The organism is Bradyrhizobium erythrophlei, from assembly GCF_900129425.1.
Classification (GTDB): Bacteria; Pseudomonadota; Alphaproteobacteria; order Rhizobiales; family Xanthobacteraceae; genus Bradyrhizobium; species Bradyrhizobium erythrophlei_C.
Window position 1 is genome coordinate 8,007,221 of sequence record NZ_LT670817.1, and the last position, 13,039, is coordinate 8,020,259.

Genomic DNA, 13,039 nt, shown 5'->3' on the forward strand with positions numbered 1-13,039 from the left:
GTCCACCTCGTTGCATACAGTCAGGGGAAGCTATCGGAATTGCGCGCGATGCTGGCGCCGCATTTTGCCGTGACGTCATCGCTGCTGGGCAATGAAGATATCGGACACGGCGGGTTTGACGCGGTCGTGATCGCAGCTGACCTCAAGGAGTTCCAAAACATTGCGGCGCTCAAAGAGATTTTTCCTAAATTCGAAAACGCGAGGAAAAGGATTTTCATTATCGACCAGAAGGCGCGTTTGCTCGTCTTCCAGGCCTACGCACTGGGCGCAACGCACGTGCTGACACATCCGGTAACTCAGCAGAAGCTGCTCGCGACGCTTTCCGATGGCGACAAATCCGGCATCGCCCTGGAGGACGCATCGAGGGGAACGCAGCAAGCTGCCTCGTGCGGTGCCACTGCCCTGGCCTCGATGTTCTCCGCTGTTCTGGGTGGCAAGCCCATCGATATTGCGGACGCGAAGCACGCAGCAGGAAAGATTGCGGACAGCATCGCCAATGATGGGTTGTCCAGTTGGCTCGAAACCGTCCGCCGTCATCACGAGGGCACCTATCAACACTGCCTCCTGGTGGTGGGCGTGGCTGTCGATTTCGGATTAAGCCTCGGGCTGGCGCGGAGAGACATCGAGCGGCTGTATTCGGCCGCGATGTTCCATGACATCGGCAAAGCTAAAATTCCGCTCGCGGTTCTTGACAAGCCCGGCAAGCTCGATCCCGAGGAACGCTCGCTGATCGAAACGCATCCCACGGCCGGATATGACGTGCTGATAGCGACTCCGGGAATTTCGCCGGAGATCCTCGATGCGGTACGGCATCACCACGAGTTTCTCGACGGCAGCGGCTATCCCGACGCCCTCTGCGCCGCCAGCATATCGGATGTAGTCCGCATCCTGACCATTTCAGATATCTTCGCGGCCCTGATCGAGGATCGGCGCTACAAGCCGCCCATGCCTCGTGATAGGGCCTATGAAATCATTTGCAACATGCGCGGAAAGCTGGAAGCGCCGCTTGTCGTTGCCTTCAAGGACGTCGCATTGAGCCGTTGAATATCGCGGTTAGGAGCGAGCTTTTAGCTGCACCTGCCCCCCAAACGCCGAATGTCGTTCGTGATGACACGGGATGAGACCCCCAACGAACGGATCCGGGAATACCTGAGGCGATTGCCGCCGCGGGCGCGCAGCCGTCTGCTTGCCGAAGCAGAGCGTCTGCAGCTAAGGGGCGGGGACATGCCCGGCTCCGACTTCATCCTGGCGTAATTGCGCGCGGAGTTTCGCAGCAGAGGTCAGACCCATGACCGCGCTGGCAATCCTTCGCGCTATTTCTTTCAGCCACTGGAGCCGCTGCTCGTGGATCGCGCGGCCGAGAGCGCAAATTCCGGCCAGATATCACGAGGGTCACTGGCGACGATCTGGCAATGGATCAACGAAAATCTGTTACCAACGATGGCACGCGACTATGCCGACACGATGAAGCGAGCGGTCGCCGCGAATAATCTGCGCGAAGCGCAGCAGGTGGCTCAGTCGTTCCAGATCAAGGTTGCCAAATATCTCGAAAGCACGCTTACCTCGGCCGACGGGGCTGAGCATGCCCGCGCCCGTCTTTCGGTCTATACGAGTTCGCCGGCGATCTTAGACGATCTGACCAAGATGCTGTCTGTCCTGCGCGCGCGATGCGCTGGCGGAGTTCAGCAAGGCGCTGCCCTCGAAGATCGACGAATCGAGGATGACCAGTTCGCCAAGGTGATCGACCTGCTGAACGCGTTTACGGCCAAGCACGCCGAAGCGATGCCGTTTGCAGTGGCGACGGTGGCAAAGCACCTCAAGACTCCGTGGCAGCTGATTCGTCTCGCAACCAAGATAGCGGACAGTAAGAACGCCGCCGACATCGCTGCGACGCCCTATGCGATCGCCGTATCAATGGTACTCGACCAACTCGACGACAAGCGGTTAACCCTGCGCCACGCCTTGAAAAGCAACCGCATCCCAATCGCCAGGGACATTTTGATCGATATCTACGACATCGAATACGCGCTGAGGGTCCGTGTCGATCTGCCCGACGAAAGCGAATGCGGGCAACGGTTGGACGGCTTGATGGAAGCGATCGCAGCTCTCGTGCAGGCTGAGGTGCATACTATCCTGAGGGTCTCCGGCACGTCCTGGGATCGCCCGCATTGCACAGTCACGACACCCTGACCGGGCGCCTGACCTACGTGGCGTGGAAGGGCCGCGATGCCCTGGCTGACGGCGCTGCCTATTGCAGGAAACTGGGTTGGGCGAGGCCCCGGGAATATTAGGTGCTCTAATAGGTCAGAGTAAAAGTTCCGCACCCGCTCATGTCACCTTGTCGATAACCGATATATTCTCAGCCAGTCGGCATGTTTCAGCCGCGACGACGGGCCAGATAGTCGTCGTCGGATTTGTCGCTGCTGCTGTAGCTGGCGCGCGCAGCTGAGACGAATTCGGTCAGTAGCGCCTTGTGTTGCAGCATGTTGAGGAAGCCGGTCTTGGGATAGCCGCGTGCCCCCTGCCAGCGCGTGATGACCGCGCGGGTCGACTCGTCGAACTTGCCGTTCACCTTAGTGTCGAATCCGAGACCGGTCAGCTGGCGCTGCACGTCGCGACGCTTCCCCCTGTCGAGGCCGAGCTGATCTTCGGTTTTCTGAGTTGCTTGGTCGGTAAAGGTCGCCGGATCGACGGATGCAGATAGGTCCCGGATGGCCGTGCTCGGAAGGGCTTTGGCAGCATCCGCACTGGCGAGAATTCCCAGGACTGACATTGCGAGGATCAAGGCACGCATGGCATATTCTCCCCTGACCTTAAAGTCTCTCAATGATTTCGCTTTGAAAACCTATGAGGTTCAAATACACCGCCGTGAAACTCGAACTTCCGGCGCCGTCTGAATCAAGATCAACTCCGGTTTCGTCATCAACTCCGGTTTGCTGTGGTTGACCTCAATCAGATAGTAGTGATTATCTTTGGAACGTGGCCCCTCGAAAACTTGCAAGGCTGTACCAAAAGCCGCCATCCTGTTTGCGACATCAAGTGCCCGAGCGTGATCGCGCAACTCTTTGACTAAGTCGGGATAGTGTTCGCCAAAAGAGTTCCACATCTTCGCACCCCCGGCCTTCACTGTATCACCAAAAGGGGCACCGGCGGTAGCAGCCTGCGGAGCTTTTCTTTGTCCGAGCACGAAACCTTTGCGCTGCTCATCTGTTGTGTATGCAGCGGAAGAACTTGGAAACCGACAGTCGGTTAGGCCACGCGGAGTGATGCCCGAGCGGCTTTTTTTATGGAAGTCGGCGCGCGCCCACCTGATTGCAATCAGCAGAAAATTCTTCGGGGACTACCCAGGTTATGGAAAGCAGATGAGGCCTGTGATCAGGCAGCCATTCAAAGCGCGTACTACTGAAGAACTTATGGCACTGCTCAGCGCGGTGGCAACTGCGATACTCGCTGTCATCATTATCGCGATGCTCTATTTTGGTCGTGAGATATTCGTACCCATTGCATTGGCGATTCTGCTCAGCTTCGTATTGGCGCCGCTGGTGGAAATGCTGCAGGGCATCCATGTGCCGCGCGGGCTGGCGGTCGTGAGTGTGGTTATACTTGCCTTCGCGCTCATTTTTGCAATGGGGAGCCTTCTTGCCACGCAACTGACGCAGCTCGCCGGCGATCTCCCACGCTATCAATCAACGATAAGCGAAAAGATCCATTCTTTTCGGGATACAAAAGCTGGCAGGGGTACGCTGGAACGCGCCTCCGATATGCTAAAGGATCTCAGCAAGGAAATCGATAAGCCGAAAGACGCCGCATCTGCACCTGCGTCAGGCTCGATTGCTAGTTCCAATGCCCCAGGACCCCAGGCGCCCGTTCCGGTGGAAGTACGCCAGCCCGATCCTGGTGCCTTGGAGAGCCTGCGGACTTTGATCTCTCCGCTGGTTCATCCCCTCGCGACAACCGGCATCATCATCATTTTCGTCATCTTCATTCTGCTTCAACGCGAGGATCTTCGTAACCGGCTCATTCGGTTGGCGGGCTCATATGACCTCCAACGTACGACAGCGGCACTCGACGACGCGGCGGCGCGCCTTAGCCGGCTTTTCCTGACTCAGCTCATTGTGAACGCCGCGTTTGGCGTGGTGATCGGGACAGGTCTATGGCTTATAGGCGTTCCAAGCGCAATCCTCTGGGGCATCCTGGCGGCAGTACTCCGCTTCGTACCCTACATCGGCGCCGTCATCGCGGCCGCGTTCCCGCTCGCTCTGGCGGTAGCCGTCGATCCCGGCTGGTCGATGCTGCTGTGGACGCTCGCGCTTTTTCTTGTTGTGGAGCCAGTCGTGGGCCATGTCATCGAGCCGATGGTCTACGGCCGCAGCACAGGGCTTTCTCCCGTCGCGGTGGTCGCGTCGGCGACATTTTGGACCGCACTTTGGGGGCCCATTGGGCTCGTCCTCGCTACGCCTCTGACGGTGTGCCTTGTTGTGCTCGGGCGTCATGTGGAACGCCTGGAATTCCTTGACGTCATGTTTGGGGACCGGCCAGCTCTTTCTCCCCCCGAAATCTTTTACCAGCGGATGCTGGCTGGTGACCCGACGGAAGCTGCCGAAAAGGCCGAACAATTCCTGAAAGAACGGTCGCTGGCTTCGTATTACGATGAGGTCGCCTTGAAAGGCTTGCAGCTGGCGCAGGCTGATGCCGAGCGCGGCGCGCTTGACCCGGAACGTCTCAGAAAGATTCGAGACGCCGTCAGCGAATTTGCCAGCGACGTTTCCGATCAGGATGACCGGCCGCCGGCGAAAGCCGATTCAACCACCGATGCAGAAGCATCGTCCGCGGTAGAAAGCGTGGCCGAAAATGCAGCGCATGAAAATTTACCCATTCTCAGCAAGGAAGACCTGCCGCCTGAATGGCAGGGTGAACATCCCGTCCTCTGCGTGGCCGGACGCAGTCTCATCGATGAAGCGGCCGCGATCATGCTGGCTCAGCTCTCGACGGCACACGGTCTGGCGGCACGGGTCGAAGGGGCCGAAGCGCTCTCTACGACGAATGTCTTCCGACTTGAGACCGCAGGTGTTGCGGTCGTCTGCCTGGTCTATCTCGATGCCAGTGGACCGGCGCACATGCGTTATTCCGTTCGGCGCCTAAGGCGGAAGTTGCCAAAGGCAACAATTATCCTGGGATGTTGGGTCAAGGACATCGACCCGGCCGCGTTGGAATTGTTACGGGAAGGCGCGAAAGCCGACCTCGCTGCCGCGAGCCTGGGCGAAGCGGTCAAGTTGTGTATCGAGGCCACGGGGGTGGAGGACCAACGTCACGCAGCTTTTAAGCAGGAAAGGTCTACAACGGCCGCTGCGTGAGATTTCGGTGGTGAATGACACCGCGTCAGCCGACGGCCATCGCGCCGCGCCAGTACATCAATCCGATTCAGCTCTCACTTGCTGATCAGCACCAGCCCATCGGAAAATGTACAATTTCGGAGCGCAAATGTCAGCACGGTACCGGACAGAAGGGCGGCCAGAGTCACCTCGTTCGTTCGGAAGCCGACCTCCACTGATGGCAGGCACCTCGACCTTGGTCTTGAGGACCGGACCGACAGGCTTCTTCGATTTCGTCTCAGGTGGGGGCGAGCCGCCCGGGTGGATGGGGCAAAGCAGGGCCTACAGCTGCGAACGTGCTGTGGCGCAGATGCCACAACCCGCTTGATTCGGATTTGGCGCCTCGACGGCTGTATGAACGTGGCGCGCACACTTGTAAGGTCCCGCCTATAATTCGAGTGGGCAGCTGAATTTAATGGCCGATCCATCGTAGCAAATTATTTGTAACTGGACCAATGCAACGAATGGGGCCGAAGCCGACCAGGCAAGCCGTTTCGGGCGGATGGATCGCAACGACTATCGGGGCGCTCTGAAATGCTGAATCGTCTTCCGGCGCTCTCTGCCATCACTCTGGCTGGTTTCCTGCCAGCCTGCGGCCTGTTGCCAGGAACCGGTCCGACCAGCGACGCTGTCAACGGCTATGCAACCGCCGGGATAAGATCCACGGCATCCCTACCGTACGCGTTGGTGGACATCAGCTCAGATACCATCGGCTTCTTGTCGCAGCCCAATCTGATAACTTTTGCGGGGACGTTCCCCGATAAGCGCGCAAAGCCGACCCAGGTCGTGGGCGTCGGTGACGTCTTGAACATATCGATTTTTGAAGCGGCCCCGGGCGGACTGTTCACACCAGGAACTTCCGCGGGAGCGCGCCCTGGCAACTTCGTCGATTTGCCGCCGCAGGCCGTCGATCAGAAGGGTAGCATCTACGTCCCTTACGCTGGAGAGGTTCCCGCTGCCGCGCGAACAATTCCCGAAATTCAAGAGGCCGTCGTGGCTCGGCTGCGAAATCGCGCGATCGAGCCACAGGTTGTGATTAGCTTCAATCAGCAGCATGCGAGCGTTGTGAGCGTCTTGGGAGATGTGAACGCGCCCGGTGTGTTACCGCTTAACAGCGTTGGCGAGCGGTTGCTCGAGTTGGTGGCGCGCGCCGGCGGCCCTAAATTCCAGGCTATCGAGAGCTACGTCACACTCCAACGGAACGGCAAGGACGCGAGGGTCCTGCTGAGCCGCATTGTGCACGATCCGCGCGAAAATGTTTTCATTCGCCCAAATGACGTTATTTTCATCAATCATGAAGCCCCGACCTTCACGGCGCTAGGGGCGTTGAACCAAAACATATTCGGATTTAATTCGGAAATACCGTTCGATGTTGAGACGCTTACGCTGTCTCAAGCGATAGGCAAAGCAGGCGGACTTTCCGACGTTCAGTCAGACCCTGGCGAAATTTACGTCTACCGATTTGAAGATCGCCATTTCCTTGAGAAACTCGGCGTCGACACCAGGAGATTCATTCTCGATAAAATACCGACGATTTACCGCATCAACTTGCGAGATCCGTCGGGACTTCTGCTGTCATCTGCCTTCCAGATGCGGACCAAGGACGTGCTGTATATCGCCAACGCCAAGGTCGTCGACTACTATAAGCTGTTGACGTTGATAAACAACACGACAACTACCGTGAGGAACGTGAACTCCGGCGTCCATGAAATTGCAGCACCGCTCAACTAGCCAGCTCAATCGGGCATCACCGCTTCAACAGCGCTATCGCGAAAGCAATCGGGATCTCCCGGCGGAAGACATCCAGCTTTGGATGACGACTGCGGTTTTGGCTCGCCGCCTAATCGAACGCTCGCGATGGAAGACGAATGGCGCCGCGTGAGTATCTCATGCAAGGCTTGGCGGCTTCTGTGGCTCTGAAGAAGATTTTGGGTTTGTTAGGAACATTTGGTTCTTTCTCTAACATAGGAAAGGGACCATGAAACATACAACACTAGCACTCGCTTCAGTTCTGACTCTTTGAGCTAGTCCAACATCTGTCTATTTATCAGTGAAGAATGTGAGCAAGACTTTGCCTTTCTCGCCAATCAGACAGAGAAAGGTTCGACGCGTGTCCTGCTTGCCCCTTTCGAGATAGGCGTCGCCGATAACGATTGTTTTGACGAGCGTATTCTCAACTTTTGTATTTGCCTTCGCAACTGTCATCCCATCGACATCGAAGGACACGTCTTTGATGGACGGATTACGCTCCCGCAGTGCAATCAACCCTGTCGATCGGCACGCCTCCAGCTCGGGATTTGCAACTTGAGCCGAGCTAGGGAGGATCGGGGCGCCGATTAAGAACACAGCGAAAGCAAAGCGTAATGTTTGAAAGCGCATTTGTAGGTCTCCAAAACGGCCTTCGTTCGGTGAGACAAGGCCGGATAGGCTCTATGGTTCCCTGAAAGAGGAAAGTGACACAGGGTCGCGCCGTCTGCGGCGCCACAAATAACCAACGAACCGCGCGACCATCCACACCATGACGCGTACGACTACGATCGCGAATGCAAACTGCATCCAAACCGATCCACCGATGCCCCGCAAAACCACCTCTAAACGATCGCCCCACGGGTACGGCAGAGCCGCCGTCCCTCTCTCGATAGCCGTCATGGTTGTCCGAAGGTACCAGGTCAAAAGTTCGGGTCTGTAGACCCAAGCGGCGCCGAGACCGGCTAACGTCAACAGCGCTGTCCAGACACGGGTCGCATGCGTGAGGATCCATCTTTTCATCGGAGATTGGTCGGCCATACCTCTTACCTTGGTCCGATGCCAACTCAATCCTTCTTTACGGGAACGGTCTGAAGTCCCGCGTCCAATAGCGCTTCAACTATGCATTTCGCTATTTGTTTCCCTTTTCCATCCCTGCTCTGGGTCTTTACAGCAATCGCAAACAGCCCCGGCAATTATCAAATTCACCTGGTGCTGATCAGCCAAGGAAGCCTCCCGATTTTTTCCGGTATTACACGTCGGCCGCGAACTCACCTATCGTCGTCCATCTGGTACTGCGAGCGATTTCGAACGGCTGCGTTACGGGGTGTCCTTTGCGCCGAGCGCGGTTTGATTTCCAGCCGAATGGTCCGGCACACTTAGCCGCACCTCGAGCCCTCCCGGATAGCTAGCGATGCGGCTGCGACCGCTGCCTCAAAAGCGCTTTCCTTGGTGGCAAAGCGATTTTTTACGCTCCCGTCGTGCAGTACGCCCCACCCGTCTCCTTGAGCAAGGATCATATATTCCGCTAGTCCTGACATGCTCGGTATTGTGTCATGGAGGAACGTGCTGCGTCAGGCCCGGTTCCATAGCCGAAGCCGGTCTGAGTCATCTGCGTCCGCTAACGCTCAAAGGCGGGAGAACCGAACCGTAGCGAGGCATGCTTGCTTGGAGGGATCGCCGGTTACAACCGGCGGGTTGTCACGATCTCGATAGGAACCAGCTGCCATCGGGAAACGACTGCAAGCCTTGCCGGCCCTTGTCTCCTCCTTCTCAAGCCCGGGCCGGCGGCGAGCGGCCCCGGCTCGTGGCGTTGCGCTGAGGCCGCTTCAGGGCCTGGCGAGCCCGCCGGTTACTCCGGCGGGTTTTTCAGCTGCCGTAGATCAATTAAATGCGAAAGCCACTAAGCCAGAGCAAAAGCAGGATAAGCCCGGGCAACGGTCACCGTCGATAACAACGGTCGACTCCGCTGTTCCAGCGGACACCCATTTGCCATGCATCCGTCACGACTTGCGCACCATTCAAATGCAAACACCGACCGGCTTAAACTCTGAATCCGGTCGCCCATGCCAGCTGTGAAGGTCCGCGTGTCCACGATCCTCGGCGAATTCGAGCAAGCCCAGACCGAGCTTGTCGGCAAGGCCGTGATCCTCACCGAAAAGGCCGGCGCGGTGGAGAGCGTTTGGCTCGACGAAATGCACGGCCTCCGAATCTCTATTGGAGGCCACGATGGAAAGTGGCCTATCTCCACCATCAAATTCGCGCAGGCGGGCTGAAATCGGCTTCAGCCTGCTGTGCCTTGCTTAGGCGCGACCGAGACGATCCATCGCGTCGGGCGAGTGGTCGTGGGGCCCGGCATTCGACCGCCCTTAATCCACACGCGAGCGGCAGGGGCCCTGCGGAGGTGGCCTATCGCTTCTAGGGCTTCGCTACGCTCGGAAAGATCAATGACTATCCTCAACGCATCACAGCTCCAAAGCTTCAGCCAGTTCTCAACACCGTCGCACACCGGGGTAATTCGTCAGAACGGGTGTCCTAATTGCATTAAATTTAGCATGACTTTGAAACCGAAACAAAAATCGAGGTTTATCACGACAAACAAGGGAGATGCGCCTTGGGCGATGACGCACCCGTTAAAACCGGAACACTTCGTCAACGGCAAAACTATCACTGCAGCACACTGAGAAAATTGAAGAAGACGTTGCGGAGCACTTGAACGCGGAAGAGGAGCGTCGCTAAGAAGATCGTTGGTCGGCATAATTCCCTTCGGCTTCTGCCATCGGTGCACGTCTCTCTTCCTCCCTCATGAACAAAGGTCGGAAAAATGGCAAACCAACCAGCGAGTGACATCTATCCCGGCAAGTTCCCGGCTTCTGTGCCGTTCTTTGATTTCGCAGGGCTCATCGAAATGAGCCGAAACACGCTAACAGAAACGGTGAAGCAGAACTCGAAGCTGAGCTTGACCCTGCAAGCTATCGGCAAGGAATGGACCGAATTTGTAGCAGCGCGGCTGCACGAAGATTCCCAGCTGCTCCAGACGCTTCGGGAGTGCAGGGAGTTGCCCAGTATGCAACGCGCGTGTGGTCAATTTTGGGAAAAAGCTTTTTCCCAGTATGGCGAGGAAACGCAGCGCCTCATGCAAATAACGCAAGGGGCTATGGAGGAGGCCACCCATGTTGCGCAAGAGCGCATTGAAGGGGCCGCCCGTATTGCGCAAGAACGCATTGAAGTCACAAACAGCAACGCTCGTGCCAGCGGGGCCTCTAGCTCAACGCCGCCGTCATCGATGAAGAAGGTCAACCCTTCCCATCGTGACAGGGCGTAGCGGATTGCTTTCGGCAAGTTTGGCAAGTTTCCGCGCAGCCGAGGTTCGACGGCGTACGAAATCGTACGAGCGCGTGACAGTGACAAAGTCGAGCGGTCGTTGCGATTTAATGGGTACGAAGAGCCCTCGATGTCCAATGCGGAGCAATGATGTCTCGCTGCGGGAGCGGGAAAGCCGGGTTGCAATCCCCGCGCCTGGGGCGGTTACTTAGGAAGCGGCCCGACGCGCGACAAAGCCACGTCATCGCAGGATGCTCAGAGGCAGCAGCAAGGCCAGCCCACCGCCGCACGGCAAGCCCAGGGCGTCAAGCCTTCGGCGCGGACGGCGATCAAGGTTGCTGAACGCTGGGAAATGCCGTGGGCGCAAGTCGATGGCTTGCCGCTCCTCCTCTGAATGAGCCGCCGAAGTACGGACCGGGAAAGCCAGCGCACCGCTTCAGAAGATGCTCTTGCGGCGCGGTGTTGAATCCCGGTGCTGTTGTGGAGTCGCATCGTGTCCTGGGAACGTCCGTTCGATCAGCTTGTCCCCCTGCCAAGTAGGCCGCCGGCGCAAACGCTCGCGACGCCGCCGATTACATCGCAAAGCTTCCAAAAATCGCGAAGCTCCAAAATCAGAACCCGATCGGCCAGAATGGCGGCTTTGCCGTTCTAATTCATGCGGCCGAAGATCTTGGACCGATGATGTTCGCACACATAGGCATCGTTCGTGCGATCGAGCGCGATGCCGAGCCGCGCTTTGGAACGGTACGGCGGCTAGCCAACGTCGCACGCTGGGGCCGGGGCAGACCGGTGCGCGACCGATGATCCGGGGCGACGATCGACTGACTCAATCTAAAAAAAAACCGGTGTAACCGGCGGGCAAAGATTGTTGATTTGGGTCGGTTTCAGGCTGTGATCACGTTAGACGCGATGCTCGCCAAATCTACCTCCCTGCCGTCCGGCCACCGAACGTTGCTTGCGCTCGGATCGAGCGACTTCGCCTTCCGCTTGAAGTTGCGCGTCCCCTGCTCGGGAGCGTTGCTCAGGCTCCTAGATAAACCACTCCCCGGTGTCCAATATGCGCGCAGGCGGCTCAATTGGCCGAGCAGCGCGCGGTGCGACGCCGCGTCGCCCTCCGAGCATCAGGGCCTTGAGATCGGCTTCGAGGGTCGTCACGCTTCGCGTATCTCTATTACTATTAGTTCGCCCCGCCCGGCCGGTTTGGCCCGGCTCGAAAAAAAACGTGAAACTCACGAAGTTGTAGACTGATGCAGCAGTTGCAGTGGTTACGCCGGCTCCGGTAGCAGCGCCGACCGACACGGCGGTGGATATCCTCCTCTCGGACGGAAGATGTTTTGTTCCCGCAATTTAGTTCAAAAGCCCTGTAGCAAATGCGCGCTCAGCAATGGGCGCGTTTTGTTATTTGAAGAGGGCTTGGTTCGCTTTGACATATTCTTTCTAAAGATCGCGCATCATTTGGTTGACCGCACGCGCAGGGAATTTATCGCCGTTGGGAAGCGCCGCTCCAAGTGAGCCCAGTCTCAAGGTTCCTTTTAGGGGATCGCCGGGGGACGGTATGAATGCCGCATCGGTCGGCTTATGGACAATGCCTTCAGGCGTAATATTGAACTGATCACGACGTTACGACAAAACTTCACGCCTTCACCCACGGCACGTCGTGCCCAAGCCTGCTCAGGCGTACGAGCCCAAAGTGCCCGTAAAGATGCGGGAGTGGATAGGTCCCGCCCTTGCGACGCCTGGTTTTGTGCTTGAACTGCAACCACCCGCGCAACCGCATCGCTGCGTAGCTGTCGAGTGCCCGATACGCCTTGCTGACGGTGCCTGCTTGATTTATCCAACGGCAAGCTCAGGCCGCTGGGCATCTCGACCGTGCGGGATCGGGTCTGCATGACAGCAGCGATGCTGGTGCTGGAGCCGATCTGACCTTCCACCCGAACAGTACGCGTACCGTCCTGGGAGAAATGCCCAACAGGCGGTGGTCAAGGTGGACGGGCTGCTGTTCCGAGGCCACCCGGAAGTCGTTGATGCCGACCTCGCGGACTACTTCGGAAGCATTCCGCATACCGAACTTCCAGGGATATCTGCCATGATTTCCTCATATCCCCTGCGCGCACTCAGGCTTGCGATACAATTTGGCAATGGAAGATGCTGAAAAAACGCGCCACTGTGCAGGTGGATACGCGTGGCTGACCTCGATGAACTGATCCTTTCCAAGCATGTAGCCCTTCACTATGTCCTCGTTGGGCACTTGCCGTGGCGTGTCTCCGTTCGAGCAGCACAGCGGGCGAGGGCAAGGCCTTCGACCGGACCTACGCGCTGGGCAGCACCTCTGGCGGAGTTTCAGGAAATTCATTGATCTTGAGATCGGCGGGGCCGATACCGATAGAACCTGAAATCCTGTCATCGAGCGGCGACCGACACTGGCGTTTCGTCCGACCACCTACTGAGTTCGGATTCAGGTCGCCGACGGTCAAGATCGGTACGGGCTCCGTCATCAAATTAACCCCCGCTTCGAGCCGAACCGCCCCCGTCAGACCATCGACGATGCCCCGGTCCGTTTGCGGATTTGATGCCGTGCTCCCGCTCGATGGCCTCCA

General features: G+C 57.8%; 11 protein-coding genes. 7 read left to right on the forward strand and 4 right to left on the reverse strand.

The window, feature by feature from the left end; genetic code table 11:
* Positions 1–48: 48 nt before the first annotated feature.
* Together B5527_RS38145 and B5527_RS38150 are read left to right on the forward strand one after the other, a co-directional pair.
* On the forward strand, positions 49–1,044 hold the full coding sequence (locus B5527_RS38145) for an HD-GYP domain-containing protein (RefSeq protein WP_338065143.1): 996 nt from the start codon (positions 49–51) through the stop codon (positions 1,042–1,044).
* Between the two features lie 300 nt (positions 1,045–1,344).
* Positions 1,345–2,190 (forward strand): hypothetical protein, encoded by an 846-nt coding sequence (locus B5527_RS38150; RefSeq protein ID WP_245332413.1) that lies wholly within the window; start codon positions 1,345–1,347, stop codon positions 2,188–2,190.
* A 187-nt stretch (positions 2,191–2,377) separates the two neighbouring features.
* On the opposite strand, the gene B5527_RS38155 is transcribed toward B5527_RS38150, so the two are convergent.
* Positions 2,378–2,794, reverse strand: coding sequence for a peptidoglycan-binding domain-containing protein (locus B5527_RS38155; protein WP_079606079.1), 417 nt, complete (start codon positions 2,792–2,794; stop codon positions 2,378–2,380).
* A 60-nt stretch (positions 2,795–2,854) separates the two neighbouring features.
* Positions 2,855–3,187 (reverse strand): hypothetical protein, encoded by a 333-nt coding sequence (locus B5527_RS38160; RefSeq protein ID WP_154072759.1) that lies wholly within the window; start codon positions 3,185–3,187, stop codon positions 2,855–2,857.
* A 226-nt stretch (positions 3,188–3,413) separates the two neighbouring features.
* On the opposite strand from B5527_RS38160, the gene B5527_RS38165 reads away from it, so the two are divergent.
* Entirely contained in the window at positions 3,414–5,354 is a 1,941-nt protein-coding gene (locus tag B5527_RS38165) for an AI-2E family transporter (RefSeq protein ID WP_079607822.1), read from the forward strand.
* A 552-nt stretch (positions 5,355–5,906) separates the two neighbouring features.
* Positions 5,907–7,103, forward strand: coding sequence for a polysaccharide biosynthesis/export family protein (locus tag B5527_RS38170; RefSeq protein ID WP_079606082.1), 1,197 nt, complete (start codon positions 5,907–5,909; stop codon positions 7,101–7,103).
* 309 nt (positions 7,104–7,412) lie between these two features.
* Here B5527_RS38170 and B5527_RS38175 read toward each other — a convergent pair whose 3' ends face one another.
* The gene (locus tag B5527_RS38175; RefSeq protein ID WP_245332414.1) at positions 7,413–7,751 is read right to left on the reverse strand and encodes a hypothetical protein; all 339 of its coding nucleotides are present in this window, start codon (positions 7,749–7,751) and stop codon (positions 7,413–7,415) included.
* 1,433 nt (positions 7,752–9,184) lie between these two features.
* Between B5527_RS38175 and B5527_RS38185 the strand changes: the two genes are divergently transcribed.
* The 3 genes from B5527_RS38185 (at position 9,185) to B5527_RS38190 (ending at position 10,443) form a co-directional block, all read left to right on the forward strand.
* Entirely contained in the window at positions 9,185–9,394 is a 210-nt protein-coding gene (locus B5527_RS38185; protein ID WP_079606084.1) for a photosystem reaction center subunit H, read from the forward strand.
* Between the two features lie 171 nt (positions 9,395–9,565).
* Positions 9,566–9,802 (forward strand): hypothetical protein, encoded by a 237-nt coding sequence (locus tag B5527_RS44975; RefSeq protein WP_154072760.1) that lies wholly within the window; start codon positions 9,566–9,568, stop codon positions 9,800–9,802.
* A 140-nt stretch (positions 9,803–9,942) separates the two neighbouring features.
* Entirely contained in the window at positions 9,943–10,443 is a 501-nt protein-coding gene (locus B5527_RS38190) for a phasin family protein (protein ID WP_079606085.1), read from the forward strand.
* A gap of 2,308 nt (positions 10,444–12,751) precedes the next feature.
* Here the strand turns inward: B5527_RS38190 and B5527_RS44980 are convergent.
* Positions 12,752–12,916, reverse strand: coding sequence for a hypothetical protein (locus B5527_RS44980; RefSeq protein WP_154072761.1), 165 nt, complete (start codon positions 12,914–12,916; stop codon positions 12,752–12,754).
* Between the last annotated feature and the right edge of the window lie 123 nt (positions 12,917–13,039).